We start from the raw sequence: 25,625 nt of genomic DNA, 5'->3' as shown, positions 1-25,625 counted from the left end.
GTCGGTTCCTGAAACCGGGTTCTGAGTCCGACATGACACGCGTGCTGGCGATGCAGGAGCGCGTGGTCGCTTCGGCGGAGCGAGAGGCCTATCTGGCGTCTCTCGCGAACCGTCGGGCGCGCGCCGCTGCCGTGCCGGCACATTTTTGGGTCTTTGAACACGCCAACGAATCCGGTCGTTTTGTCGAATTCACGGAGGCCGCGAGCGATGACGCTATCGCCGCCGCCCATGAAGGCGGCCAGATGCCCGGACTCTGGCGCGAAGTACAGGGAGGCTGATATGCCCGCGCGACGCATCACGGTTGATGGACGCGAATGGCAGGTGTACCCCTCCGGATTCCTCACGCAGTACGTCGGTGATGAGTTCGGATTGATCTTTGTGTCTGGATCCGGAGGCGAGCGTGATGTGCGGGTGACACGCTACTCGCCGATGGGAACGCGCGCGCGGGAGCAATCGCTCGCCGAGCTCGAGAACGCACAGCTGGTCGACCTCTTCCGCACGTCGCAGCCGGGCGCGCGCTCTCCAGAGGCAGGCTACCGCACGTGACCGGACTTCCGGGCACAGCAGGCCCGGAGACGGTTTCGGGGCGGGGCGAGTCCGCGCAATTCGTCGACCTGCAGGTGCATTCGACCGCATCGGACGGTGCGCTGCCACCGGCGAAGGTCGTCGAAGCGGCGCGCGACGCCAAGCTGTACGCCATCGCGCTCACCGATCACGACACCGTGGACGGCTTGCCCGAAGCGATCATGGCCGGCGCTGAACTCGGTGTACGCATCATCGCCGGTGTCGAACTCAGTTCGCATTTCGACGATGACGAGCTGCACTTGCTCGGCTTGCACCTCTCCAATCAAGACGCGATGCGGTCGGCGCTGCTCGAGCTGCAGGCCGGCCGGGTGCAGCGTGCGGTGAAGATCGTCGACGTACTCAATCGGCACAGCATTCCGGTCACGATGGAGTCGGTACTTGCCGAGGCGGACAAAGGCGCAGTCGGTCGTCCGCACATTGCCCGCGCGATGGTGGCTGGTGGCTGGGTGCGCGACTTTCGCGACGCGTTCGATCGGTGGATCGGCTTCGGACGTCCGGCGTACATGGCGAAGGAGCGCTTCGACGTCGCCGACGCGATCGCGCTGGTGCATCAGGCCGGCGGACTTGCCGTGTGGGCGCATCCCGGGGATTCCGCGACGCCCACGCGTATTCAGCGCCTCGCCGACCTGGGACTCGATGCGGTAGAAGTCTTACACCCCAGTCATCCGCCCTCGCTCTCACAGCGTCTCTTCGACAACACAGAAAAAGCCGGACTCCTCCCGAGTGGTGGCTCCGACTGGCACGGAACGCACGATGGTCCGCGCCGTCTCGGTGGACAGCTGGTGCCCAGGATCTGGCTCGACTGGCAGGAAGTGCGCGTGGCCGAACGCACGCTTGAAGGCGCCACGTCCCGGACGTCCTGATGCCGAACCGCGTCGCGCTCGTCACCGGCGGCGCGCGGCGCGTGGGCGCCGAGATCGTGCGCAGCTTCGCACTGCGCGGCTACGATGTGGTGCTGCACCACGGGAACTCTCCGGATGCCGCGGCCATGCTCGCAGCTGAATTGCGAAGTGCACACAACGTGCGCATCGAGATCGTACGGGAGGATCTCGCCGACGTGCACGCACCGGCGCAGATCGTCGCGGCGGCCCTGCGTGCGTTCGGTGCGCTGGATGTCGTTGTAAGCTCGGCGTCGGTCATGATGACGCATACCTTCGACGCCGTGACGCCTGACGAGTGGGTGCAGACGTCGGCCGTCAACCTGCGTGCGCCGTTCTTCCTCATGCAGGCGGCGGCACGGGTGATGCGCGACGGTGGAGTCATCGTACAGCTGTCCGATCACCTCGCGTTCGAGGCCATCTTCCCGCACTTGATTCCGCATCAGGTCACGAAGTCGGCGCTCACGCAGCTGGTGCGCGCCACCGCCTCGGCGTTCGCGCCGCGCCTGAGAGTCAATGCCGTGGCGCCTGGACTTGTGCTGCCGCCCGACGACTTGTCGGACGACACCATCGAACGCTTTCTACGCGACGTGCCGATGGGCCGCCGTGGCACGCCGCTCGACGTCGTACAGGCGATTCACTTTCTGGTCGACGCACCCTATGTCACCGGCATCGTGCTACCCATCGATGGTGGCCGTCATTTGCGCCGATGAGTGGCGCTGACGGACGGGTGCCATTGCGTTTCGGTCGCATCGTGATCATCGGCGGCGGGTGCTATGGCAGTTGGTACGCGCAGCAGCTCACGCGAGCCGCGAAGGCGGGTGCGCTGCAAGCGAGTGAGGTAGTCGTGGTCGATCGGGACCCCGCGTGCCGCGTCGTCGCGTTGAGGGAGGCTGGCCAGTACGATGGCCTTCCCCTCCGAGTGGAAGTCGCAGAGTGGGATGCGTATATGCTGGCCTGGCTGGGGCAGGGGCCGCTGGCGCTCGCCAGCGACGCCATGGTCCCCTCACCACTGATGCCGCATGTGTGTCTCGACTGGCTGATTGCGCGTGCGCGGGCTCGTTGGCCGGACCGCCGTATTCGCGTCGCGCCACTCGGTCAGGCGCCTCCCACGCCCTGGGAGCGGGCATCGCCCGACGGGCGTCACTATGTGAGCTATGCGACGTGGATGTGCCCGGTGAACTGCATCGAACCCGAGCGCTGTCCGCACACCCGCGGCATCAGAGACTGGAGCATGCCGCCGATGATGCGACAGTTCGTCCACGACACTCCGACCCTCCTCGGTCCCGTTATCTTTCACTGTGTTCACCGCACGTACGGCGTCGGAATGATCGATGCCGCCGCGATTGCGGATGCTGATCGGCAACTCGCTGCGTGGGGCGCTTCCGGCCCCTGCGCTGTGCTCGTTGGAACAGTCTCGCACTGTCACGGAGCGCTCGGCGTGCTGGCGGTCGATTGAGTCTTCTTCTTCTCCTCGACGACATGTCCGACTCCCGTCCCGAAAACATCGTCATCATCGGTTCCGGTCCTGCCGCGTGGACCGCCGCGATCTACGCGGCGCGCGCCAACCTGAATCCGATCGTCTTCGAAGGCGAACCGGTGGGCACCGAGCTGCCCGGTGGCCAGCTCATGCTCACGACCGACGTCGAAAACTTTCCCGGCTTCCGCGAAGCGATCAGCGGTCCCGACCTCATGGACCGCATGCGGGCGCAGGCGATCCATCACGGCACGCGCGTCGTGTCCGAGCTGGTCAAACAGGTGCATCTCGCCTCGAAACCGTTCGGGATCGTGCCGAATTACTCGGCCCCATTCACCGCGCACACGGTGCTCATCGCGACCGGCGCCGCCGCGAAGTGGATCGGCCTCGACAACGAATTGCGACTGGCTATCTCGGGCGGTGGCGTTTCGGCCTGCGCCGTCTGCGACGGCGCCATGCCGTTCTATCGCCAGAAGCGCCTTGCCGTCGTCGGCGGTGGCGACACGGCAATGGAAGAGGCCATGTATCTCACCAAGTTCGCCAGCGAAGTCGTCGTGATCCATCGTCGCGACAGTTTTCGCGCGTCAAAGGTCATGGCCAATCGCGTACTCGAACATCCCAAAGTACGCGTGATCTGGAACTCCCAGGTTACCGACGTGCTCGGCGACGACTTCATCACGGGACTGCAGCTCACCGACACCGCGACCGGTGCCGTGAGTGATATTGAAGTCGGCGGGCTGTTCGTGGCCATCGGGCACACACCGAACACGAAGTTCCTGCAAGGCCAGCTCGACATCACCGAACATGGGTACATCAAGGTGTCGTCCTGGCGCACGGAAACGAACGTGCCGGGCGTCTTCGCCGCTGGCGACGTGATCGATGATTACTACCGTCAGGCGATCACCTCGGCCGGTACCGGCTGCATGGCGGCGCTCGAAGCGGAACGCTGGCTCGCGCATCACGGCATCGGTGAATCGCCCGTGTTGGAAACGGCCGAAGCACCGGTACCTGCCACCCCGGAATCAACATTCCCGTGAGCTTGCTCATGCCGCAGCAACTCACGGTTGGTCCGCTTCAGGAGAACTGCTGGCTGCTGGCCGATCCCGAGAGCGGGAAGGCGGTCCTCGTCGATCCAGGCGACGAGGCGCCGGCGCTGCTGGCGGCCGTAGACGCCACGGGCTGTACGCTCGAAGCCATCTGGCTCACGCATGCCCACTTCGATCACGTGGGCGGAGTTGCCGGAATCGTGGCCCAACGACCCGTCCCGATCTGGGTGCATCCGGAAGACGCGTTCTTTTACACGAACGCCGCCAGCAACGCCGCGAACTGGGGTGTCGTCATAGACAATCCGCCACCGGCCGATTACGAACTCGCCGAAGGCGACCGGATGCAGCTCGGAGCGTACAGCTTCGACGTCTGGCATTTGCCTGGACATGCGCCGGGACACGTCGCCTTCATCGGTCACGGCCTCTGCTTGTCGGGCGATCTGCTGTTCGCCGGCTCGATCGGCCGCACCGATCTGCCGCTGTGCAACCCCGCGGCCATGCGTCAGTCGCTGATGAGAATGGCTACCCTCGGCCCCGAGACTCGGGTATTTCCCGGCCACGGTGTTTCTACGACGATTGCGCGAGAGTTGACGTCCAATCCGTTCCTGCGTGGTGCCGCCCGGCCACTCGGCAACTAAGGGTTTTCTTCTCCGTCCGGTTTTTGCATGTCGCCGCTCCCGTCTGCCAGAGTCGTTTTGCGCGTTGTGCCACTGCTCAGCGCCCTCGCATTCGGTGCCTGCTCGACCATTACGGAGAGCAACACGAAACTCAGCAACTATGGGGCGATCACGATTACCGGGAAGAACGCGGCCGCCGGCCGGGCCACGGCCCGGATCACCGCCGTATTTTTTCAGGGGCGCTCCGCGACCGCGCCCAATAGCGCGTTGCAGCAGGGAGACCAGTGCGCCTATGCCTTCATCGACAGCACGACGGGTAGCGCTACCGGTTCGCTGAAGGTCGGCGATAGTCTCGCGCTCACGTTTGCGGGCACGAGTGTGGCAATGCCGTACTCGACGACGTTCTCGCGCTACGAGCCGGCCATCGGCACGGCGCTCTCGTATGCGGTAGGTGATGCGGCGACGATCGGCATACTTGGCGTGTCGGGTGCATTCCCCGTCGCGTCGATCACGGTGCGGCTCGCGGAGCCGATCGTCCCCGGACCGCTCGTGATCCCTGCCGCCGGCTTGCCGCTCGATGTGACCTGGAACGCCACCAACGATGCTACTGCCGCGATTATTTTATCGGTGCGCTACGGGGCCACACCCACCGCCGCGGTGCAGAACGAGCAAATTTACTGTGCCCTCGAGGACGACGGCGCGTTTCAGGTTCCCGCCTCCGGGCTTGGTGCGTTTCTCGCGTCTCCGAATGCCCTTCGCTCGGTCACGTTGATTCGCTGGCGCTCGCAGGAAGTGCGACCCGACGCCTCCAGCTTGGCGCACGTCGTTTCAACCGTTGACACGATCGTTCGATTCCCCTGACCGCTTCGAGGCGGTGAAGCCGGTGGCCACTCGTATCGAGAAGGACCCGCTTGGTGAGTTACCGGTGCCCGCCGAGGCACTCTATGGCGTGCAGACCGTGCGCGCCGTCCATAACTTTCCGATCAGCGGGCTGCGTCCGCTCGAGCCTTTTGTAATCGCGCAGGTGTGGATCAAGAAGGCCGCGGCGATGACGCATCGGGACACCGGTCGACTGGACGCGCGCCGCGCCGAGGCGATCATCGCGGCCGCAGACGAAGTGCTCAGCGGGCAGCATCGCGATCAGTTTATCGTCGATCCCTACCAGGCCGGCGCAGGAACGTCGCACAACATGAACGTGAACGAGGTGCTCGCCAACCGCGCCAACGAAATGCTCGGTTGCGATCGCGGCGCGTACTCGCCGGTGCATCCGAACGACCATGTCAACATGGCGCAGAGCACCAACGATACGATCCCCACCAACATCCGACTGGCTGTGCTACGACAGCTCCCGGAGCTGCTCGCCTCCATCGACGCACTGCACGACGCGCTGGCGCAGAAGGGCGTGGAATTCGACGGCATTGTCAAGGCGGGCCGCACGCATCTGCAGGACGCCATGCCCATCCGGCTTGGACAGGAGTTTACCGCCTACGCCGGGACACTCGCACGCTGCCGGAAACGTATCGTCGAGGCAGCCGACTACCTCAACGACCTCGGCATCGGCGGATCCGCCGTCGGCACCGGCGTGACCGTCGAGCCCGCGTACCCAGCGCTCATGAACGTGCACTTGAAAGCGATCACCGGCATTTCCTCGCTGCGGATTGGCAGCGATCGGATTCAGCTTATGCAGAGCATGGGTGACGCCGCCGCCGTCTCCGCCTCCCTGCGCGGTCTCGCGCTCGACCTCTCGAAGATCGCGAGCGATTTGCGCCTCATGGTGTCCGGTCCGCGCACGGGGCTCGATGAAATCGTCCTGCCCGCCGTGCAGCCTGGATCGTCGATCATGCCGGGTAAGATCAATCCGTCGATCCCCGAAATGGTGAACCAGGTTTGCTTCCAGGTCATCGGATGCGACACCACGGTCATGATCGCGGCAGAGCATGGGCAGCTCGAGCTCAACGTCATGATGCCGGTCATTGCGCACAATGTGCTTTTTTCCGTGCAGATCCTCACGAACGCGATCGCTGTGTTCAGCACGCGCTGCGTCGAGGGGATCGTCGCCAACGCGACGATGTGCGAATACTGGGTAGAACGGTCCGCCGCGCTCGCCACTGCGCTGATGCCGCAGATCGGCTATGCCGCCGCCGCCGAGATCTCCAAGCGGTCGGTCAAGGAAGGCACGCTTATTCGCGAACTGGTCGCGCGTGATGGGGTGCTGCCGCCGGATGAGCTCGAGGCGATCCTCGACCTCCGCAGGATGACCGAGATCGGGGTCCCCTCCGGGAAGCACGGCTCCCTGGCGGGCGGCTGAGCGCCGACGCCTCGGACTTTTCCGCCGGAGAACTTGTCCGCGCGACCCGGGAGCCATAGACTCGACGTATGCGCATTACGACGTGGGCGGAATACGGACTCATTTGTGCCTTGCATCTCGCGCAACGCGCGGGAGAAGGGCCCGTGACCGGACGGGAGGTGGCGGCTCGTGAGAAGTTACCGGGCGACTACGTTGAGCAGATCCTGTTGCGGATGCGCCGCGCCGGCATCGTGAACAGCACGCGTGGCGCCCGCGGTGGGTACTCACTCGCGCGCACTCCCGACAAAATCTCGGTGCGCGACGTGATTCAGGCCTCGGAGCTCACCACGTTCGACCTCCACTGCATCAGCCACCCGGTTGACGCCGAGCGATGCGCGGCGGCCGAGAACTGTAGCATTCGCCCCGTCTGGCTGCTGCTCCAGCAGCGCATCGACGAAGTACTCGAGGGCGTCAAGCTCAGCGATCTGCTCACCGACGAGGCCTCGGTGCGTGCTCGCGTCGGCCTTCCGCCCTACGCCGCCGTTCCGGATCTCCCCGGCGCGTTACCGATTCTGCAGGGCTGACGGCGCCAATGGGTATGTGGGCGGAATGGCGCGCGCAGCGTGAACGGAGCCGGCGGGCATCCAAGTACCTCGTGCAGTTGCTGCGCTCACCGGAGCCGGTCGACGTCACGTGGCTCGTGTCCATCGGCGTTCCGGAAACGGTCGCGTGGCGCGAGCTCACGTTCGCCAGTCGGGCGATCGGCTTGATTGTCGCCGAGCGCGACGCGCTCGATGACCGCACCGCCTCCGATGTGTCCCACCAGCTGGCCCCTGTGATCACTCGGGAGGCGAGGCAGGGCGTGGACCTTGGTCGCGACTGGGGAGAGCGCTGGCGGGCCTACACGGCCGCGATGGCGGTGCGAGGCAACGTGGAGACCCCGGCCACTCGGCTCGCGCGCGTGCTCTTGGCCGGAACTGGGGCCGGTGAGCCCTCCAGCGAGCAACTGCGTCGCGCCACGCAGTTCGTGCTCGACACCCGCAGCGCGGCCAACGTCGCGCTCCGCGACGTGTTCGGCGTGGCTTCGCTTCCCGATGACATTCGGCCCTCCGCATTACGAGGCTGACCGCGACCAGACGGCACAGACGGCACAGACGCGACGAAGGGGAAAGATGGCGGATGCCACCTTCCCCCTTCGTTCGTCCAAAACTCGAGTGCCGAAGGCCGGACTCGAACCGGCACATCCTTGCGGATACTGCGACCTGAACGCAGCGCGTCTACCAATTCCACCACTCCGGCAGCTCCTGAAGTCACGCACGAGAACAGCATTTCGTACACGATTCCAGCAGGGCCGTAAAGAATAGACCGAAGCTGCCCCTGAAGTCAACGCCATCGCGCACTCTTCATGTGTGTCGGGGTATTACGTTTCGTTCCAGCATGGCAAACACGGACACGGAAGAACCCACGGAACTGATCGCACGGAACAAGCGTGCGCGGCACGACTACGAAATCCTGGACACCTGGGAGTGCGGAGTCGTGCTGACGGGCACGGAGGTCAAGGCGCTGCGCGAAGGGCGCGCCAACCTGACCGATGCGTTCGGCGTGATCAAGGACACCGAGGTGTTCCTGCTCAACCTGTATATCGGGTCGTACGGGCAGGGCAACGTGTTCAATCACGAACCCACCCGCACGCGCAAGCTGCTCATGCACCGCCGCGAGATCCGTCGCCTCATCGGCGCGGTCGAGCGGCAGGGTCTCACGCTCGTACCGCTCGATCTGTACTTCAAGAGTGGGCGCGTGAAAGCTCGTCTCGCACTCGTTCGTGGCAAGCAACAGCATGACAAGCGCGAGGACCTCAAGAAGCGCGACGCCGAACGCGAGATCGCGCGTGCGCTCAATAAGCGCTGAGCGGCTGAGCTCATGACGCTGCTTGGCGCGCTCGCGCTCACACTGCAGCTCTCAGCGGTCGCGCCAGCGTTGCCGCCCCTTCCGACGCTCACGGTGCGCGCTGGCGCGCGACTGCAGTCGGTGCCCACCATCCGTCACCCGGATGGCGGTATCGCCGTGCGTGCCGATGTGCTGGCCGAGGCGCTCGGTGGGCAAGTCGTGACGGAAGCTTCCGGCAGCGGGCGCTATCGGTTCGAGGTGGGCACCACCGGATTGGATCTCGAAGCGGGAAGTGCGCTCGTGGTCGCGGCCGGCGATACGATGCCGCTGCGTGCGGGAGTCTTCCGGAACGGGGGGCAGCTGTACGTACCGCTCGCGTTGGCGACCGAGCTGTTGCCGCGCCTCGGTGCCGGCGTCCTCTTCGATCCGGACAAGGCGGAGCTGCGTCGCTTCTCCACGGTGACGGTCGCCAGGCGCCCGCCGGCCACCCGTGCGCCACAGCCGCGTGTACGCGTCGACACACCTGGCCCGGCCACTCGGACGGCGCCCGTCGACAACGTCCGCAACGCACCAGCCGCTCGCTCCGCGTCGCTCCGGCAGCGCGTGGTCGTGGTCGATGCCGGCCACGGTGGGCCTGACAACGGCATGTCGGGACCGATCGGCGTACCGACCAAGATCTACGAGAAAACCATTACGCTCTCGTTCGCCAAGGCGCTGCGCGCCGCGCTCGAGCAACGCGAGATCCAGGTCGTCATGACGCGCACTACCGATACGCTGATCGCCCTCGGCGATCGCGGACGTATCGCCAATCAGGCGAAGGCGGATCTCTTCCTGTCCGTGCACGTGAATGCCGCCAATCCGCGCTGGACCAATCCGGGCGGGGCGCGCGGCTTCGAGACGTACTTTCTGGCCGAAGCGAAAACCGAAGACGAGCGTCGCGTCGCGGCGATGGAAAACGAAGCGATCCGTTTCGAGACCGACGCCGACCTTACGCGCGATGATCCGCTGGGATTCATCATGCGCGACATGGCGCAGAATGAACACCTGCGTGAGTCTGGACGTCTGGCCGAGCTGCTGCAGCTGGGTATGAAGCGGGTCCATCCCGGGCCGAGTCGAGGAGTGAAGCAAGCGGGCTTTCGGGTGTTGGTCACGGCGTTCATGCCGGCCGTGTTGGTCGAAATCGGGTTCGGGACGAACAAGCTTGAAGCGCAGTACATGACCGATGCCGAGCGGCAGCGCGAGTTGGCGTCCACGTTGGCCGACGCGGTCGTGCGGTATCTCGAACAGTACGAACGCAAGGTAGGAGGCGGCGGGTGATGCGGGCCGTTCCTCGTCTGACGTTGGTAATTGCATCGTGGCTGGTGGGTTCAGGATGCGTGTACTACAACGGCATCTACAATGCGCAGGCCGAAGCGCGTCTGGCCGACGCCAGGCTGCGCCGGAATGACGACGGCGAGGCCACCACACGCTTTCAACGGTCTGCCGCCATCGCTGAAACGGTGTTGGTGCGGCATCCGAAGTCGAAGTGGCGGAACCGCGCGCTCTACATCGCGGCACGCAGCGGCGCAATGGCGGCGCAATGCGAACGCGCGATGCCGCGACTGCAGCAGGTGATGGCTGGCACGACGTTGAATACGGACGAGCGGGATCGATCCCGATTGGCGCTCGCCTCCTGCGAGGTGCGCACGGGACTCAGCGCCGACGCGAGGCCCCGTCTGGATTCGATGTTTCGCTCGGCCGATCGCGAAATCGCCCGACAGTCGCGCATCTGGGCGGCGCGCGCCGCGCTGAGCATGGGAGACCGCGATGCGGTCCCGGCCTACCTCGGCAATCTCGATGCCGGCGTGCTGCAGTGGGAGCTCATCAGCGCGTCGATGTCCGCGCGCGAGTACGCGCGCGTCGAGTCCTTGCTTGTGCAGCGCGCCCGCTTGGGTGATTATCGCGAAGACGTCACTCGCGCGCTGCGTGAACTGATTACCGATGGTCGCCATGATGCAGCCGAGCGTATCGTCGCGCAGTACGATGCCGCTCGCGTCCGGGACGACAGCCGCGCCCGCATGCACTTCACGCTCGGGGACGTGCACGCGCGTTCTGGTCTCGATTCGATCGCCCGGAGGCACCTGTACGCGGCCCGCACCTTGTCGCAGCGCGACACCGTCACGGCACGTGAAGCGAATGCGCGCCTGGCCTTGCTCGATCTCAAGCGTGTCTCATCGGTGCGCGAACTCGATACACTCGTTGCGCGACAGGACAGTGTGGTCTGGCGTACGCGTTACGCCCGTGAGGTCGCCGACCGGGTACTCCTGTTCCGGTTGCTCGCTGGCCGTGGGGATCCCGAGAACGCCTCGCTGTACCTCGCCGCCGAGATTGCGCGTGACTCGCTGCGCGCGCCGCGACTCGCCCGCACGCTCTTCCTGCGCATCGCGCGCGAATCGCCGTTGTCGCCACTCGTGCCCAACGCCTGGTACGCGGCAGCGCTGCTGGAGCCGGATAGTGCCGCTGCTTGGCAACGCCGCGTGCTCGCGGACTTCGGGAACTCCGCCGTCGCGGCCCGGCTGCGTGGAGAGGACCCCGCCGATCGTCCGGACTTTGTGAGTTCGCCCGAGTTGCTGACATTCAATTGGACCGACGCGCTCCGCCTCTGGTCCGACAGCGTGCGCAAGCTACGTCTTCCTCCCAAGCCCGCCGGATCTCGGTGAACACGTGACAACAACAGCAGCTGAACAGCAGGAGTGGATCGTCGCGGGACTGTCGTTTCTTAACCCCGTCGTCCTCGCCGCCGGTACGGCGGGCTTCGGCAAAGAAGTCGAGGATGTAATCGACCTCTCGGCGATCGGCGGGATCGCTACGAAGGCGGTCAGTGTCGCTCCTCGCCACGGCGCCCCGCCGCTTCGCGTCAGCGAGTTCGCCGGTGGGATGATCAACGCGATCGGCCTCGCCAACCCTGGTCTCGACGCGGTTCGGGCCGACTATCTGCCGTGGCTGCACCGGGCCTACCCGAACACTCGCGTGATCGTGAACGTGGTCGGCAATAGTGTGGATGACTTCGAGACCGTCGTCGGTGGTCTCGACGACATGCCCGGCGTCGATGCCTTTGAACTCAACGTCAGCTGTCCGAACGTGAAGGCCGGCGGCCTCGAGTTCGGTGCCGACCCCGTCGCGCTCGCGTCGTTGGTGCGCGCGTCGCGGATGAAGACCTCCCGTCCACTTTTCGTCAAACTTTCGCCGACACTGGGCGCTGGCGTGGTCGATGCGGCCCGCGTGTCGATGGAGCACGGCGCCACCGGCCTGACGCTGGTCAACACCATGCCCGGATTGGTGATCGACGCATCGCGTCGCAAGCCTAAAATCGGATTCGGAACCGGCGGCGTGAGCGGCCCGGCGCTCCTCCCCATGGGATTGCTGGCGACGTGGCGCGTGCGTCAGGCACTGCCTGGTGTTCCCATCATCGGCCTGGGCGGCGTCAGCACCGGGAACGACGCGGCACAATATCTCTTGGCCGGCGCCTCACTGGTGGGCGTCGGGACCGCCGCCCTGCGCGATCCGCGCGCGCCGGAACGGATCGCGCGTGAACTGGCAGCCTGGGCGGACCGGCAAGGGGTTCGCGATCTTCGATCGATCATCGGCACCCTCGAGTGGCCGTCGTGAGTTCCGATTCTTCCCAGACCGTCGGAACGACGGTCACTCCGATCGTCGCCCTTGACGTCTCCGATCGCGTTGCGGCGAAGTCGATCGTGACCCGGCTCGGAAGCTCCTGCGGCTTCTACAAGGTCGGGCTCGAGCTGTTCGCGGCCGAAGGCCCGGACATCGTGAGCTGGCTGCGCGACGCCGGAAAGTTGGTGTTTGTCGACTTGAAGCTGCATGACATCCCCAATACCGTTCGTAGCGCCGCGCGCGCTGTCGCCCGCCATGGCGCATCGCTGCTCACGGTGCATGCCTGCGGCGGATCGGAAATGCTCCGGGCCGCCGTCGAAGGGGCGACCGAAGGGGCGACCGAAGGGGCGACCGGGGCCGCTGCCGCCGCGGGTGGCTGCGGCATTCTCGGGATCACAATCCTGACGAGCATGGACTCCGCCGGGGTCGGCCAGTCGTGGGGGCGAAGCGGCATCGATGTCACCGCCGAGGTCGTCCGACTGGCTGGATTGGTGAACGGCGGCGGTGGCGCCGGAATCGTCTGCTCCGGTCACGAAGCAGCCGCGGTCCGTGCGACCTTCGGTGAGGCCTTGGGACTACTCATTCCAGGCATCCGGCTGCCCGGCGGCGACGCCCACGATCAGCGTCGCATCATGACACCGAAGGCCGCCGCCGAGGCCGGTGCCCGGTGGCTGATCCTGGGGCGGGCGGTCACCGGCGCCACCGACCCGATGGCGGCCATGGAGCTCGTCGCGGCCTCACTTGCGGCCGCGGCCTAAGTCCGCTAGGGTTCAGGTCTTGCCTGTTTTCGGGCGAGATTCTAGGCCAATCCGCTGGCCACATTTGCTTCGCTCGTGCGCGGAATCGCTGCAATGCGATGCTTCATGAGCGATGGACGCATGGGGAGTCCAGCCGGCCGGCGCAATCCGGTGCGGGAGACTCCGTTGACGCGAGAGCGCCAAGGTGACCCGTGAAAGTTCGGAGCAGCGTAAAGCCGATCTGTGAGCACTGCAAAGTCGTCAAGCGACAGGGCGTGACTCGCATTATCTGCAAGCGCAACCCCAAGCACAAGCAGCGTCAAGGCTGAGGGGAAGCGTAACACATGGCACGTATTGCTGGCGTCGATCTCCCTCGTGAGAAGAAGGTTGAGATCGGCCTGACCTACATCTTCGGCATCGGTCGCAAGACCGCCCAGAAGATCCTCGCTGCCGCGGGCGTCTCGCCCGATCAGCGTATCCGCGATCTCAATGACGCGGACGTCAACAAGCTCCGTCAGGAAATCGAGCGCAACATTCGCGTCGAAGGTGCCTTGCGCACCGAGATCGCGATGAACATCAAGCGCCTGATGGACATCGGCTCGTACCGTGGCACGCGTCACCGTCGCGGGCTCCCCGTGCGCGGGCAGCGCACGCACACGAACGCGCGCACCAAGAAGGGGCCGCGCCGCGCTATCGCGGGCAAGAAGAAGGTGACCAAGTAAGCCATGGCTACCGCAAAGAAAACCAAGCGCGTCGTCGAGGCCGAAGGCATCGCCCACGTCAGCGCCACGTTCAACAACACGACCATCACGATCACCGATATGCATGGCAACACGGTGTCGTGGGGCTCGGCCGGCAAGGCGGGCTTCAAGGGGTCGAAGAAGTCCACGCCGTTCGCCGCCACGGTGGCGTCCGAGCAGTGCGCGCGCGAAGCGCTCACGCTCGGCGTGCGCCGAGTGCACGTGCGCGTGCAGGGTCCGGGCAGTGGCCGTGAGTCCGCCATTCAGGCGCTCGCCTCGGCCGGCCTGCAGGTGAAGTCCATTCGTGACGTCACCCCGATTCCGCACAACGGCTGCCGTCCCCCCAAGCGTCGGAGGGTCTAAGACATGGCCCGCTATACTGGTCCCAGCTGCCGTCAGTGCCGTCGTGAGGGCGCCAAGCTCTTTCTGAAGGGCACCAAGTGCTTCACCGAAAAGTGTCCCGTCGAGCGTCGTCCGTACGCCCCGGGTCAGCACGGTCAGGCCACGGCGCGTCGCAAGAAGATTTCCGAATTCGCCAAGCAGCTGCGCGAGAAGCAGAAGATCAAGCGCATCTACGGCATCAGCGAGAAGCAGTTCCGCAACACGTTCGATCGTGTCGCGTCGGCGCCGGGCATCACCGGTCACAACCTGTTGGCGGCGCTCGAAACGCGCCTCGACAATGTCGTGTACCGCATGGGCTTCGCGCCAAGCCGCAAGGCCGCGCGTCAGCTCATCCGTCACCGTCACATCGAGGTGAAGGGTCGCCTGCTGGACATTCCGTCCTATCAGGTGCGTCCGGGCGAAGAAGTGCGCGTCAAGCAGTCGTCGCGTGAACTCGTGCTCGTGATGTCGGCCATGGAACAGGCCGCCCGTGGGGCCTCGCTCTCGTGGATCGCCGTCGACAAGGAGTCGTTCAGCGGTCGCGTGCTGGAGAAGCCGCAGCGTCAGTCCATTCCGTTGGCGGCGCAGGAACAGCTCGTCGTCGAGCTGTACTCCAAGTAATTCCTGATACACAGCTGGTGGAACGCGGCTCGGCAAGCGCGTTTCCACCAGCGGTCGGGGCCCGAACCCCTCTACGGGGCTACCGCGCGTTCGGGGCGGGGTAGCGCGTCATCGGCGAACATCGCCGGTGTGACCACTTCCAATATTTCGAACTACATGGCAACGATCGATCTCTCAGGGCTGGTTCGTCCGCAGCTTGTTGAAGCCACCAAGCGCGAGGACACGCCCAATCTGGCCGAATTCCGTCTGCAGCCGCTCGAACGCGGTTTCGGACACACGCTCGGCAACGCCATGCGCCGACTGCTCCTGTCGTCGCTCCGTGGCTCCGCCGTGTGGGCGTTTCGTATCGACGGAGTGGTGCATGAGCACCAGACCATCGGCGGCGTCGTGGAAGACGTGCACCAGATCATCGGTAATCTCAAGACGCTCACGCTGGCGCTCCCCGACGATGTCGAGCAGACCGTGCTCCGTATCGCCAAGTCGGGCCCCGGCACCGTTACGGCCGCCGACATCCAGGTCAGCGGTGGCGCCCGGGTCATCGACCCGACGCAACACCTCTTCACCATCACCGACGAGCGCGACTTCAACGTCGAACTCTACGTGAACAAGGGTCGCGGTTACATCGAGAGCGATCAGCACCCCGCCGACAAGAATCTCTCCGTCGACGTGGTGCGCATCGATGCCATCTACAGCCCGGTGCGTCGCGTCAACTTCGCCGTCTCTGAGACGCGCGTTGGACAGCGTACCGACTACGACCGCCTCACGCTGACCGTCGAAACCAACGGCACGATGTCGCCCGAGGAAGCGGTGAGCTACGCGGCGGCGCTGGCCCAGACCCACTTCCAGTACTTCGTGGGCTTCGGCTCGTCTGCTTCTGCACAGCCTGGCACGGGTGGCGACGGCTCCAATAGCGACGCCCTCCGCTTGGCCGAACTGTTCCGCACTCCGATCGACGATCTCGAACTCTCGGTTCGCTCGGTCAATTCACTCAAGAACTCGAACATCCGCTCGCTCGGCGATCTGGTTCGCCAGACCGAGGCGCAAATCCTTCAGGTCAAGAACTTCGGAAAGAAGTCTCTGCAGGAGATCGCCGCGCTGCTCGAGAAGGAAGGGCTCAATTTCGGCATGCGATACGAGGAAAGCACGGATGGTGTGCGCATCCTCGATATGGGCACCCCGCCCAGCCGCGCAGCTGAGAACGCGCCCGACGACGAAGAAGACGAGGAGTAATTCCCATGCGCCATCGCAAGGCAAACCGCCAACTTCGGCGGACGAGTGAGCAGCGCCTCGCGCTGCTTCGCAACCTCGCAACCTCGCTCATTGAGCAGGGTGCGATCGAAACGACTGAGGCGAAGGCGAAAGAACTCCGCCCCTTCGTTGAGAAGCTGATCACTAAGGCCCGGACCGGAACGCTCCATGCGCGCCGCCTGGCTGGCAAGCACGTCCACAAGCGTGAGGCGGCCGATAAGCTGTTCCAGGAAATCGGCCCCATGTTCGCCACGCGACCGGGCGGCTACACGCGCATTCTCAAAACCGGCCACCGCAAGGGTGACGGTGCGGAGATGGCGCGGATCGAATTGGTCCAGAGCTGAGGATATCGGACATGGCTATCGATAGACACCGCTGCTACGTCTGCGACAAAGGCGTAGCCTTTGGAAACAGCGTCTCGCACGCGAACAACAAGACGCGCCGGACCTGGAGACCGAATCTCCAGGTGGTGCGCACCCTCAGCGAAGGGAAGGTCATCAAGGTCAAGGCTTGCACGCGGTGCATCGCGGCCGGCAAGATTACCCGCGCGCCGCGCGGTCAGGTCGCCGTCGCGTAATCGGCGTACGGTGACGTTTCAGCGGGGAGCTCGCAGTTGCCGGGCTCCCCGCTTTGTACATGTGCCACACGTTGTCGCCACTCACGACTTCTGACTCTCAACTGAGCACGCTGTTGAAGACTGCGCTGATCACCGGGATCACCGGACAGGACGGCTCCTACCTCGCCGAACTCCTCCTCACCAAAGGCTATCGCGTCGTCGGCGTCGTCCGTCGCTCGTCGACGACGCCCTACGAGCGCATCGCCCATCTCGTCGATCGCGTCGAACTGGTTTCGGCCGATCTGCTCGATCAGACGTCGCTCACCGACGTCGTGCACGAAACCCAGCCCGACGAGATCTACAATCTCGCCGCGCAAAGCTTCGTGCAGACCTCCTGGACCCAGCCCGTGCTCACCGGGGAATTCACCGCCCTCGGAGTCACGCGTATGCTGGAAGCCATGCGAAAGGCGGCACCGAAATCGCGCTTCTATCAGGCCAGCTCCAGCGAACAGTTCGGCAAGGTGATCGAGACCCCGCAGCGTGAATCCACGCCCTTCTATCCGCGTTCGCCGTATGGTGTCGCCAAGGTCTACGGGCATTGGATCACCGTGAACTATCGCGAAAGCTTCGATCTCTTCGCGGTGTCCGGGATCCTGTTCAATCACGAGTCGCCCCGCCGTGGCCTCGAGTTCGTCACGCGCAAGATCACCGACGCCGTGGCCCGTATCAAACTCGGCCTGCAGCACGAATTGCGACTCGGCAATCTCGAGGCCCGGCGCGACTGGGGCTTCGCCGGCGACTATGTTGATGCGATGTGGCGCATGCTGCAACTCGACGAGCCGGATGATTTCGTGATCGGCACTGGCGAAACGTACTCCGTACGCGATTTCTGCAGTGCCGCCTTCAGCGCCGTGGATCTCGATTATCTCGAGTATGTCAAGCAGGATGAGAAGTTCTTCCGGCCCGCTGAGGTCGACCTCCTTGTCGCCGATCCGTCGAAAGCCGAACAGAGGCTGGGATGGACGCCGACGGTGCCGTTCGCCGAGTTGGTGAGCATGATGGTTGCCGCCGATCTCGCGCGGTACGCCCGCCAGCGATGAGACGCGCGTGAAGCGAGTGCTCGTGACCGGAGCCGCTGGATTCGTCGGGTCGTACATGCTCGAAGCACTGCGGGACGTCGGGGTCGAGCTGTTCGCGCTCGCCTCCGATCCGCCCGTCGTGCCCGCCACCGTAGTATCCGGGCCGATCGCTGGCGGCACCATTACGTGGCTGTACGGCGATCTACGGGACGACGGTTATGTCGCGCACGTCGTGGACACGGCCAAGCCGGACACCGTGATCCACTTGGCGGCGATCTCGCACGTGCCGACCGCCACCGCCGATCCGGCGCTCGCGTGGGATGTCAACGTCACCGCGACCGCACGCCTGCTCCATGTGCTCGGCCGCGCCCGCGACGCTGGTTCCATCGACCCCACGGTGCTGGTGGTTGGCAGCGCCGAGCAGTACGGGCGAGACGAGACGCACGAGTTTCCGCTCGTCGAAAGCTCCGTGCAGGCCCCGCGAACCGTCTACGCCGCCACCAAGGCCGCTCAGGAGATTCTCGCGCTGCAATGCTGGCGGTCGACCGGGTTGAAAGTGGTCGTCGCGAGGAGCTTCAACCACAGTGGACGAGGACAGCCCCCGCGATTTCTGCTCCCGGCCCTCGTGCACCGCGCCGTCGACCTGCGCGGCGCCCCGCCGGCAACGCGCATGCCGGTCGGCAATCGCTCGCCGATACGCGATTTCCTCCATGTAAGTGACGTCGTAGCTGCCTATATTGCTCTCTGCCGACGGGGTGCGCCTGGCGAGGCGTACAACGTGGCCAGCGGCACCGGATGGTCGGTGCAGCAGATTCTCGACCGGGTCCTGGCGCGTGCCGATGTGCAGGCGACGCCGGTCGAAGATCCGTTGCTGGTACGCCCGGTTGACGTCCCCATCCTGATCGGGGATTCGCACAAATTGCAGCGCGCCACCGGATGGTCCGCCACGCGCGCTCTGGACGACATCATCGACGATCTTCTTCATGCCGCGACGCTCTGACCTGCACCGGATTCTCGTGATCGGCTCTGGACCGATCGTTATCGGCCAGGCTGCTGAATTTGATTACTCCGGAACGCAGGCGATCAAGGCCCTGCGGGAAGAGGGGTACGAGGTCATCCTCGTGAACTCCAATCCGGCCACGATCATGACCGACCCGGAGTTCGCCGACCGCACGTATATCGAGCCGGTCACGACCGAGTTCGTCGAGAAGGTGATCGCCAAAGAACGCCCCGACGCCGTGCTGCCTACCATGGGCGGGCAGACGGCGCTCAATGTCGCGCTCGCGCTCTACGACACTGGCGTGCTCGAGAAGTACGGTTGTGAACTCATCGGCGCCAACGCACGCGCGATTCGTGTCGCGGAAGATCGTAAGCTCTTCGGCGAAGCCATGACGAAGATCGGACTCAAGTGCCCGGCCGGCCGTACCGTCACCACGCTCGAACAGGCGATCGCAGGCGTCGAAGAAACAGGATTCCCCTCGGTCATCCGCCCGTCATTCACGCTGGGCGGAACCGGTGGTGGTATCGCGTACAACCGCGAAGAGTTCGAGACGATGGTGCGTCGCGGCCTCGACTTGTCGCCGGTGGGCTCCGTGCTGATCGAGCGCTCGCTGCTTGGCTGGAAGGAGTACGAACTCGAAGTGATGCGCGATTGCGCCGACAACGTCGTGATCGTCTGCTCAATCGAGAATCTCGATCCGATGGGCGTGCACACGGGTGACTCGATTACCGTGGCGCCCGCCATGACGCTCACCGATCGCGAGTATCAGGTGATGCGAGATGCGGCCGTGGCCATCATCCGCGAGATCGGTGTCGATGCCGGTGGCTGCAACATCCAGTTCGCGGTGAATCCAACGAATGGCGATTTAGTCGTCATCGAGATGAACCCGCGCGTGTCGCGTTCGTCGGCGCTCGCTTCGAAGGCAACGGGCTTTCCGATCGCGCGCATCGGCGCGAAGCTCGCCGTCGGTTACACGCTCGATGAAGTGCCGAACGATATCACCAAGACAACGCCGGCCAGCTTCGAGCCGGTGCTCGACTACGTCATCGTCAAGTGCCCGCGCTTCGCGTTCGAGAAGTTCGCGTCGTCCGATCCGGGCCTCACGACGCAGATGAAGTCCGTCGGCGAGTCGATGGCGATCGGTCGCACCTTCAAGGAAGCATTCCAGAAGGCGCTGCGGGCGCTCGAAACCGGCCGTAGTGGGTGGACGGTTGGTGAACGTCTCGTCGATGATCGACTCGTCGAAGGCTCGAAGGAAGAGCTGCGCGGCGCGCTGCGCCGTCCCACGCCCGAGCGCATCTATCAGCTCAAGCGTGCCATGCTCGTCGGCATGGGAACGGCGGAACTGCACGAGATCACCGGGATCGATCCCTGGTTCCTCGATCAGTTGCATGAGCTCATCGTCGCTGAAGCCGAGTACCAGCAGGAAGGGTCCGTGAATGCCGACAGCATGCGTCGCATGAAACGCCTCGGCTTCTCCGATCGCCAGCTCGGCGCGCTACGCGGCGTCACCGAACATGAGGCCCGCGCAATGCGCTGGTCACTTGGCGTGCGGCCGTCGTACAAGATGATCGATACCTGTGCCGGCGAGTTTCCATCCACTACGCCGTACCTGTATGGCTGCTACGACGAAGAAAGCGAAGCCGCCACGGAAGGACGGCAAAAAGTCATCATTCTCGGTTCCGGTCCGAATCGGATCGGGCAGGGTGTGGAGTTCGACTACTGCTGTGTGCGCGCCGTCCTGGCGCTGCGCGAGCGGGGCTATGAAACCATCATGGTCAACTCGAACCCGGAAACCGTATCCACCGACTTCGACATTTCGGACAAGCTGTACTTCGAGCCGCTCACGCTTGAAGACGTGCTCGAAATCGTTCATCGTGAGAATCCGCTCGGCGTCATCGTGCAACTGGGCGGCCAGACGCCGCTCAAACTCACGCGTCCGCTCGAAGCGGCCGGCGTGCGCATTCTGGGCACATCGCCCGATGCCATCGACATCGCCGAGGATCGTCGTCGATTCGAAGCAGTCGTGCGAGAACTCGGCATCGCCCAGCCGGCCAATGGGACGGCGACCAGCGTCGATGAGGCCGTGGAGATCGCCGATCGCATCGGGTATCCGGTGCTCGTGCGTCCCTCGTACGTGCTTGGTGGACGGGCGATGGAGATCGTGCACGACGCCGGGTCGTTGCGTGGCTACTTCGAACGCGCCGCGCGCGTGAGCGAAGATCGCCCCGTGCTCGTCGACAGGTTCCTCGAGGATGCCTTCGAGGCGGACGTCGACGCGCTCTCCGATGGCACCGACGTGGTGATCGGGTCGGTGATGGAACACATCGAGAGCGCCGGCATTCACTCGGGTGACTCGGCATGCGTGTTGCCGCCGTACCTGATTCCGCCGGCCGCCGCCGATCAGATGCGCGCGCACACCGTGGCCTTCGCCAGGAAGCTGGGCGTGGTCGGGCTGATCAACGTGCAGTTCGCCTACAAAGACGGCGTCGTGTACGTGATCGAAGTCAACCCACGTGCCTCGCGCACCGTGCCCTTCGTGTCGAAGGCCATCGGCGTTTCGCTCGCCTCGGTCGCGGCGCGACTGATGCTCGGCGAGACATTGAACGAGATCGGCTTCACAGCGGAGATCGTGCCGCCGTTCTTCAGCGTGAAGGAAGCCGTCTTCCCCTTCAATAAGTTCCGCGAGTTCGATCCAGTGCTCGGCCCCGAAATGCGCTCGACCGGCGAAGTCATGGGCATCGACGAGGATTTCGGCACCGCGTTCATGAAGTCACAGTTGGCGGCCGACAATGCGCTGCCTCGCACCGGCGCCGTGTTCATCACGGTGAACGATTCCGACAAGCCGAGCGCCGCGAAGTTGGCGATGCGCTTCCATGAATTGGGCTTCACGCTCTATTCCACCAGCGGCACCGCGGCATACCTGCGTGAGCGCCACATCCCCGTGCAGTCGGTGCTCAAGGTCAGCGAGGGACGCCCGCATGGTGTCGACATGATCCTGAACGGTGAGATTCAACTGCTCGTGAATACGCCGCTCGGCAAGCACGCGCAGGTCGACGACGAACGCTTGCGTCAGGCGGCGATCAGCAACCGGGTGCCGTACACGACAACGCTGTCGGCAGCCAGCGCCGCCGCCGAGGCGATTGCCGCGCGCCAGACGCGTGAACCGGGCGTGCGTTCGTTGCAGGAGTGGCATGTGATTCTGGCGGCGTCACTCGCCGCCAACACCGCCGCCGTCGGGTCGGCGTGAGTATTCCCGGCATGGTCGCATCGGCGGGGCAGGGACATGTCGCACCAGGCGTCGTGCTTGGTGATGGCGCGCTCGTGCATGAGTCGGCGTATGTCGATGCTGGCGCGATCATCGGTGCGGGAACGCGGGTGTGGCATTTTTGCCACGTGCTCGGCGGCGCGTCAATCGGTGCGCACTGCTCGCTAGGGCAGAACGTCGTCGTGATGAACGGGGTCGTTGTCGGTGACAACGCGAAGATTCAGAACAACGTGTCGTTGTACGAAGGGGTGGAGCTCGAGGCCGACGTGTTCTGCGGTCCGTCGATGGTCTTCACCAACGTCTACAATCCGCGCAGCGCCGTGTCGCGGAAGAACGAGTACCGTCGCACGTTGGTGCGCCGCGGAGCGACTATCGGCGCAAACGCCACGATCGTCTGCGGCGTCACGATCGGGCGCTTTGCGTTCATCGGCGCCGGTGCCGTCGTGAATCGCGATGTTCCCGACTATGCTCTGGTGGCCGGTGTGCCGGGGCGACGGATCGGATGGATGTCGGAAGACGGACACAAGCTGGAATCGTTGAGCCTCTCCGGTGCCGTGGGAGAGCGCGAGCTGCTCCGCTGTCCCGGAACCGACATGCGATACGAACGCGAGGGCGACGTGGTCGTTCGCCTCGAGGAGACGGTATGACGGAGACGGTCATTCCCGCGGGACAGCGTATACGCGTAGCCTTGCTGGGCTGCGGGCGGATCAGCAAGAATCACTTCGATGCGCTCGCGAAGTTGCCCGGTCTGCAGCTCGTCGCGGTGTGTGATAGCATCGCCGAACGCGCGCAGCTCGCCGGCACGCAGTACGACGTGCCGTGGTTCACGAGCTACGAGCAGATGCTGGCCGACGTTCCCAGCGACGCGGTGATCATCGCGACGCCGTCCGGATTGCATCCTCAGCACGGCATTGTAGCTGCCAAGACCGGCCGGCACGTGATCTCCGAGAAGCCGATGGCGATCTCGCTCGTCGCGGCCGACGCGCTCGTGCAGGCCTGCGACGACCACCATGTCCACTTGTTCGTGGTCAAGCAGAACCGACTCAATCCGCCGATCGTGCTGCTCAAGCGCGCGATCGATCGCGGGCGCTTTGGACGGATCTACATGGCCAATTGTACGGTGCGGTGGACGCGCCCGCAGGACTACTACGATCAGGCGCCCTGGCGCGGCACGTGGGAGTTCGACGGTGGCGCCTTCATGAACCAGGCGTCGCACTACGTCGATCTCGTGCAGTGGCTGGTCGGCCCGGTCGAAAGCGTCATGGCCAAGACCGCGACGATGGCACGACGCATCGAGGCGGAGGACAGCGGCGCCGCCGTGCTGAAGTTCCGCTCCGGCGCCATCGGCGTCATCGAAGTCACGATGCTCACCTTCCCCAGGAATCTGGAAGGATCGATTACCATCCTCGGCGAGAAGGGCAGCGTGAAGATCGGCGGGACGGCGGTCAACAAGGTCGAACATTGGACCTTCGCCGATTACGATGACGACGACAAGCTCGTCGAACAGGCGAACACCAATCCGCCCAGCGTGTACGGGTTCGGGCATGAAGGCTACTACCGCAATGTCGAGTCGGTACTGCGCGGCGACGCGCTCCCCGACACCGACGGTCGTGCCGGTCGGAAGTCGCTTGAACTCATCTTGGGGATCTACGAATCGGCGAAGACCGGCCGCGACGTGCCCCTGCCGCTTCGCATCAACATCTGAACCAATCGGTCATGGCCGTTCCTCTTCTCGATCTCAAAGCGCAGCACGCCACCATCCGCGACGAAGTCGTCGCCGCGGTCATGGATGTCGTAGATCAGCAGGCGTTCATCCTCGGCGATCCCGTAGGGCAGCTCGAGTGCAGTGTGGCTGGTCTCTCGCACGTCAAGTACGCCGTGGGTTGTGCGAACGGCACGGACGCGCTGCTGCTCGCGCTTCGCGCGCTGGACATCGGGCCCGGCGACGAAGTGGTGACCACGCCGTTCACGTTCTTCGCGACTGCCGGCGCGGTGCACAACGTCGGTGCGCGCCCGGTGTTCGTCGACATCGACCCGCGCACGTTCAACATCGCGCCTGGCGCGATCCGCGCGGCCGTCGGTGAGAAAACGAAAGCCGTCATTGCCGTGGATTTGTTCGGTCAGATGGCGGCGATCGATCAGGTCGTCGAGGCGGCACAGGGACGACCGGTCATCGAGGACGCGGCCCAGTCGATCGGTGCGAGCCGCCTCGTGAACGGCACCACGATCATGGCCGGCGAGGCCGCGACGATCGGCACATACAGTTTCTTCCCGTCGAAGAATCTCGGCGGATACGGCGACGGCGGCATGATGGTCACCAAGGACGACGGGCTGTTCGACGCGCTCATGAAACTGCGCACGCACGGCAGCCGCCGCACCTATTACCATGAGATCGTCGGTTACAACAGCCGTCTCGATGCGCTGCAGGCAGCCGTCTTGCGTGCCAAGCTGCCGCATCTCGCATCGTGGAGCGCGGCCCGTCGACGGAATGCTGCATATTACGACGCGGCGTTCGCTGGCCTCACCGACGTCGCGACGCCGTACATCGATCCCGCCAACACGTCGATTTACAACCAGTACACGATCCGGGTGCCCAGGCGTGACGCGCTGCAGGCGCACCTCAAAGATCGCGGTATCGGCTGCTCCGTCTATTATCCGCTTCCGCTGCATCTGCAGCCGTGCTTCGCGTATCTCGGGTACCAGCAGGGGCAGTTTCCCGAGTCGGAACGCGCGGCGCTCGAGGTGCTGTCGCTGCCTGTTTTCCCCGAGCTCACCATTACGCAACTCGATGAAGTCATCGGGGCAGTGCGAGCCTTCTTTGGACGCTGAGGCGTACGCCATGGTCGATTCCCCGTCGATGAAGGACCACCTGCTCTCGAAGATCCACGACCGCACCGCCGTCATCGGCGTGATTGGTCTGGGCTACGTCGGGTTGCCGCTCGCGATGGAGTTCGTGCACGCCGGCTTTCGCGTGATCGGCTATGACGTCAGCCAGCGCGTGATCGACCTGTTGATGGCCGGACAGTCGCACATCCAGGACATCCCCAGTCAGGTGGTGCAGGAGGCCGTCACGGCGGGCAGCTTCGTGGCCACGGCCGTGGAGTCGCGCATCGGTGAGTGCGACGCCATTTCGGTCGCCGTGCCCACGCCGCTCTCCAAAACGCGCGACCCGGACATGGCGTTCGTGCTGGCCGCCGCCGACGCGATCGCGCGGCAGGCCCACCCCGGCATGTGTGTGGTGCTGGAAAGCACCACCTACCCGGGCACCACGCGCGAACTGCTGCAGCCGCGCCTCGAAGCGATGGGCCTCACGGTGGGCACGGATACGTTCGTGGCCTTCAGCCCCGAGCGCGTGGATCCAGGGAACTCGGTCTACCAGACCAAGAACACCCCCAAGGTGGTCGGCGGGATCACGCCCGCCTGTGTCGAGGTCGCCAGCGCCCTCTACGCCAGTTGCATCGACGTCGTCGTGCCGGTGTCGTCGCCGGAAGCGGCCGAGCTGGTGAAGCTGCTCGAGAACACCTTTCGCGCCGTCAACATCGGCCTCGTGAACGAAATCGCCAT

Annotated in this window: 30 protein-coding genes and 1 tRNA gene; 30 read left to right on the top strand and 1 reads right to left on the bottom strand. The window is 64.8% G+C overall.

The features are described 5' to 3' along the window. The 11 genes from ACESNG_RS08985 to ACESNG_RS08935 form a co-directional block, all read left to right on the top strand. On the top strand, positions 1-278 hold a 278-nt coding region (locus tag ACESNG_RS08985; protein ID WP_373068640.1), incomplete at its 5' end, for a hypothetical protein. Between the two features lies 1 nt (position 279). Next, entirely contained in the window at positions 280-546 is a 267-nt protein-coding gene (locus tag ACESNG_RS08980) for a hypothetical protein (protein ID WP_373068638.1), read from the top strand. Then, positions 543-1,448: a PHP domain-containing protein gene (locus ACESNG_RS08975; RefSeq protein WP_373068636.1), complete on the top strand. Its 906-nt coding sequence runs from the start codon at positions 543-545 to the stop codon at positions 1,446-1,448. The genes ACESNG_RS08980 and ACESNG_RS08975 overlap by 4 nt, the downstream gene beginning before the upstream one ends. Then, positions 1,448-2,176, top strand: coding sequence for an SDR family oxidoreductase (locus tag ACESNG_RS08970; RefSeq protein WP_373068634.1), 729 nt, complete (start codon positions 1,448-1,450; stop codon positions 2,174-2,176). Before ACESNG_RS08975 ends, ACESNG_RS08970 begins: the two co-directional genes overlap by 1 nt. Further along, positions 2,173-2,922: a hypothetical protein gene (locus ACESNG_RS08965; protein WP_373059971.1), complete on the top strand. Its 750-nt coding sequence runs from the start codon at positions 2,173-2,175 to the stop codon at positions 2,920-2,922. The genes ACESNG_RS08970 and ACESNG_RS08965 overlap by 4 nt, the downstream gene beginning before the upstream one ends. 23 nt (positions 2,923-2,945) lie before the next feature. Continuing rightward, a complete protein-coding gene (gene trxB / locus ACESNG_RS08960) occupies positions 2,946-3,977 on the top strand; it encodes a thioredoxin-disulfide reductase (RefSeq protein WP_373068633.1) in 1,032 nt (343 codons plus the stop codon). Further along, on the top strand, positions 3,974-4,624 hold the full coding sequence (locus ACESNG_RS08955; protein WP_373059967.1) for an MBL fold metallo-hydrolase: 651 nt from the start codon (positions 3,974-3,976) through the stop codon (positions 4,622-4,624). Before trxB ends, ACESNG_RS08955 begins: the two co-directional genes overlap by 4 nt. A 66-nt stretch (positions 4,625-4,690) precedes the next feature. Beyond that, complete coding sequence (locus ACESNG_RS08950; RefSeq protein ID WP_373068631.1) at positions 4,691-5,464, top strand: hypothetical protein; 774 nt, start codon at positions 4,691-4,693, stop codon at positions 5,462-5,464. Next, on the top strand, positions 5,439-6,911 hold the full coding sequence (locus ACESNG_RS08945; protein WP_373068629.1) for an aspartate ammonia-lyase: 1,473 nt from the start codon (positions 5,439-5,441) through the stop codon (positions 6,909-6,911). Before ACESNG_RS08950 ends, ACESNG_RS08945 begins: the two co-directional genes overlap by 26 nt. 68 nt (positions 6,912-6,979) lie before the next feature. Then, a complete protein-coding gene (locus ACESNG_RS08940; protein WP_373059961.1) occupies positions 6,980-7,474 on the top strand; it encodes an Rrf2 family transcriptional regulator in 495 nt (164 codons plus the stop codon). An 8-nt stretch (positions 7,475-7,482) separates the two neighbouring features. Continuing rightward, positions 7,483-8,016: a hypothetical protein gene (locus ACESNG_RS08935; RefSeq protein WP_373059959.1), complete on the top strand. Its 534-nt coding sequence runs from the start codon at positions 7,483-7,485 to the stop codon at positions 8,014-8,016. Positions 8,017-8,105: 89 nt separating this feature from the next. On the opposite strand, the gene ACESNG_RS08930 is transcribed toward ACESNG_RS08935, so the two are convergent. Beyond that, positions 8,106-8,189, bottom strand: a tRNA-Leu gene (locus ACESNG_RS08930). 138 nt (positions 8,190-8,327) lie between these two features. On the opposite strand from ACESNG_RS08930, the gene smpB reads away from it, so the two are divergent. The 19 genes from smpB to ACESNG_RS08835 form a co-directional block, all read left to right on the top strand. Further along, complete coding sequence (smpB, locus tag ACESNG_RS08925; protein ID WP_373059957.1) at positions 8,328-8,798, top strand: SsrA-binding protein SmpB; 471 nt, start codon at positions 8,328-8,330, stop codon at positions 8,796-8,798. 12 nt (positions 8,799-8,810) lie between these two features. Beyond that, positions 8,811-10,094, top strand: coding sequence for an N-acetylmuramoyl-L-alanine amidase (locus tag ACESNG_RS08920; RefSeq protein WP_373059955.1), 1,284 nt, complete (start codon positions 8,811-8,813; stop codon positions 10,092-10,094). Next, positions 10,094-11,476, top strand: coding sequence for a hypothetical protein (locus ACESNG_RS08915; RefSeq protein WP_373059953.1), 1,383 nt, complete (start codon positions 10,094-10,096; stop codon positions 11,474-11,476). The genes ACESNG_RS08920 and ACESNG_RS08915 overlap by 1 nt, the downstream gene beginning before the upstream one ends. Before the next feature lie 4 nt (positions 11,477-11,480). Further along, positions 11,481-12,425 carry a dihydroorotate dehydrogenase gene (locus ACESNG_RS08910; protein ID WP_373059951.1) on the top strand — a complete coding sequence of 315 codons (945 nt, stop codon included), beginning with the start codon at positions 11,481-11,483 and terminating at the stop codon, positions 12,423-12,425. Beyond that, positions 12,422-13,189 (top strand): orotidine-5'-phosphate decarboxylase, encoded by a 768-nt coding sequence (gene pyrF, locus ACESNG_RS08905; protein WP_373068627.1) that lies wholly within the window; start codon positions 12,422-12,424, stop codon positions 13,187-13,189. Before ACESNG_RS08910 ends, pyrF begins: the two co-directional genes overlap by 4 nt. A 191-nt stretch (positions 13,190-13,380) precedes the next feature. Then, positions 13,381-13,497 (top strand): 50S ribosomal protein L36, encoded by a 117-nt coding sequence (gene rpmJ, locus ACESNG_RS08900; RefSeq protein ID WP_012683466.1) that lies wholly within the window; start codon positions 13,381-13,383, stop codon positions 13,495-13,497. Positions 13,498-13,512: 15 nt separating this feature from the next. After that, positions 13,513-13,890, top strand: a complete 378-nt coding sequence (rpsM, locus tag ACESNG_RS08895; protein WP_373059947.1) for a 30S ribosomal protein S13 — start codon at positions 13,513-13,515, stop codon at positions 13,888-13,890. A gap of 3 nt (positions 13,891-13,893) precedes the next feature. Beyond that, on the top strand, positions 13,894-14,271 hold the full coding sequence (gene rpsK / locus ACESNG_RS08890) for a 30S ribosomal protein S11 (protein ID WP_373059945.1): 378 nt from the start codon (positions 13,894-13,896) through the stop codon (positions 14,269-14,271). A gap of 3 nt (positions 14,272-14,274) precedes the next feature. Next, positions 14,275-14,910, top strand: a complete 636-nt coding sequence (rpsD, locus tag ACESNG_RS08885) for a 30S ribosomal protein S4 (RefSeq protein ID WP_373059943.1) — start codon at positions 14,275-14,277, stop codon at positions 14,908-14,910. Positions 14,911-15,039: 129 nt separating this feature from the next. Beyond that, entirely contained in the window at positions 15,040-16,140 is a 1,101-nt protein-coding gene (locus tag ACESNG_RS08880; RefSeq protein ID WP_373059941.1) for a DNA-directed RNA polymerase subunit alpha, read from the top strand. A gap of 5 nt (positions 16,141-16,145) precedes the next feature. After that, a complete protein-coding gene (gene rplQ, locus ACESNG_RS08875) occupies positions 16,146-16,502 on the top strand; it encodes a 50S ribosomal protein L17 (protein ID WP_171224248.1) in 357 nt (118 codons plus the stop codon). A gap of 11 nt (positions 16,503-16,513) precedes the next feature. Next, a complete protein-coding gene (rpmB, locus tag ACESNG_RS08870) occupies positions 16,514-16,735 on the top strand; it encodes a 50S ribosomal protein L28 (RefSeq protein WP_171224249.1) in 222 nt (73 codons plus the stop codon). Between the two features lie 113 nt (positions 16,736-16,848). After that, positions 16,849-17,814, top strand: a complete 966-nt coding sequence (gene gmd / locus ACESNG_RS08865; RefSeq protein ID WP_373059939.1) for a GDP-mannose 4,6-dehydratase — start codon at positions 16,849-16,851, stop codon at positions 17,812-17,814. 7 nt (positions 17,815-17,821) lie between these two features. Continuing rightward, positions 17,822-18,793 carry a GDP-mannose 4,6-dehydratase gene (locus ACESNG_RS08860; protein ID WP_373059937.1) on the top strand — a complete coding sequence of 324 codons (972 nt, stop codon included), beginning with the start codon at positions 17,822-17,824 and terminating at the stop codon, positions 18,791-18,793. Next, positions 18,777-22,043 (top strand): carbamoyl-phosphate synthase large subunit, encoded by a 3,267-nt coding sequence (gene carB, locus ACESNG_RS08855; protein WP_373059935.1) that lies wholly within the window; start codon positions 18,777-18,779, stop codon positions 22,041-22,043. The genes ACESNG_RS08860 and carB overlap by 17 nt, the downstream gene beginning before the upstream one ends. Continuing rightward, positions 22,040-22,708 carry a DapH/DapD/GlmU-related protein gene (locus ACESNG_RS08850; protein WP_373059933.1) on the top strand — a complete coding sequence of 223 codons (669 nt, stop codon included), beginning with the start codon at positions 22,040-22,042 and terminating at the stop codon, positions 22,706-22,708. The genes carB and ACESNG_RS08850 overlap by 4 nt, the downstream gene beginning before the upstream one ends. Then, positions 22,705-23,766 (top strand): Gfo/Idh/MocA family protein, encoded by a 1,062-nt coding sequence (locus ACESNG_RS08845; protein ID WP_373059931.1) that lies wholly within the window; start codon positions 22,705-22,707, stop codon positions 23,764-23,766. Before ACESNG_RS08850 ends, ACESNG_RS08845 begins: the two co-directional genes overlap by 4 nt. 11 nt (positions 23,767-23,777) lie before the next feature. Further along, positions 23,778-24,890: a DegT/DnrJ/EryC1/StrS family aminotransferase gene (locus ACESNG_RS08840; RefSeq protein ID WP_373059929.1), complete on the top strand. Its 1,113-nt coding sequence runs from the start codon at positions 23,778-23,780 to the stop codon at positions 24,888-24,890. Between the two features lie 10 nt (positions 24,891-24,900). Beyond that, a partial coding sequence (locus ACESNG_RS08835) for a nucleotide sugar dehydrogenase (RefSeq protein ID WP_373068625.1) occupies positions 24,901-25,625 on the top strand: 725 nt, incomplete at its 3' end.

The sequence above is a fragment of the Gemmatimonas sp. genome, assembly GCF_041689975.1.
Lineage (GTDB): Bacteria > Gemmatimonadota > Gemmatimonadetes > Gemmatimonadales > Gemmatimonadaceae > Gemmatimonas.
This window is presented reverse-complemented; position numbering and strand designations above follow the sequence as displayed.

Bases quoted from the DNA above. Each gene is read 5' to 3' on its own strand.
- carB (WP_373059935.1), top strand. From the start codon at position 18,777: ATGCCGCGACGCTCTGACCTGCACCGGATTCTCGTGATCGGCTCTGGA.
- ACESNG_RS08965 (WP_373059971.1), top strand. From the start codon at position 2,173: ATGAGTGGCGCTGACGGACGGGTGCCATTGCGTTTCGGTCGCATCGTG.
- rpmB (WP_171224249.1), top strand. From the start codon at position 16,514: ATGGCTATCGATAGACACCGCTGCTACGTCTGCGACAAAGGCGTAGCC.
- ACESNG_RS08980 (WP_373068638.1), top strand. From the start codon at position 280: ATGCCCGCGCGACGCATCACGGTTGATGGACGCGAATGGCAGGTGTAC.
- ACESNG_RS08935 (WP_373059959.1), top strand. From the start codon at position 7,483: ATGGGTATGTGGGCGGAATGGCGCGCGCAGCGTGAACGGAGCCGGCGG.
- ACESNG_RS08920 (WP_373059955.1), top strand. From the start codon at position 8,811: ATGACGCTGCTTGGCGCGCTCGCGCTCACACTGCAGCTCTCAGCGGTC.
- rpsD (WP_373059943.1), top strand. From the start codon at position 14,275: ATGGCCCGCTATACTGGTCCCAGCTGCCGTCAGTGCCGTCGTGAGGGC.
- ACESNG_RS08970 (WP_373068634.1), top strand. From the start codon at position 1,448: ATGCCGAACCGCGTCGCGCTCGTCACCGGCGGCGCGCGGCGCGTGGGC.
- ACESNG_RS08845 (WP_373059931.1), top strand. From the start codon at position 22,705: ATGACGGAGACGGTCATTCCCGCGGGACAGCGTATACGCGTAGCCTTG.
- rpsK (WP_373059945.1), top strand. From the start codon at position 13,894: ATGGCTACCGCAAAGAAAACCAAGCGCGTCGTCGAGGCCGAAGGCATC.
- rplQ (WP_171224248.1), top strand. From the start codon at position 16,146: ATGCGCCATCGCAAGGCAAACCGCCAACTTCGGCGGACGAGTGAGCAG.
- ACESNG_RS08840 (WP_373059929.1), top strand. From the start codon at position 23,778: ATGGCCGTTCCTCTTCTCGATCTCAAAGCGCAGCACGCCACCATCCGC.
- ACESNG_RS08915 (WP_373059953.1), top strand. From the start codon at position 10,094: ATGCGGGCCGTTCCTCGTCTGACGTTGGTAATTGCATCGTGGCTGGTG.
- smpB (WP_373059957.1), top strand. From the start codon at position 8,328: ATGGCAAACACGGACACGGAAGAACCCACGGAACTGATCGCACGGAAC.
- ACESNG_RS08940 (WP_373059961.1), top strand. From the start codon at position 6,980: ATGCGCATTACGACGTGGGCGGAATACGGACTCATTTGTGCCTTGCAT.
- trxB (WP_373068633.1), top strand. From the start codon at position 2,946: ATGTCCGACTCCCGTCCCGAAAACATCGTCATCATCGGTTCCGGTCCT.
- rpsM (WP_373059947.1), top strand. From the start codon at position 13,513: ATGGCACGTATTGCTGGCGTCGATCTCCCTCGTGAGAAGAAGGTTGAG.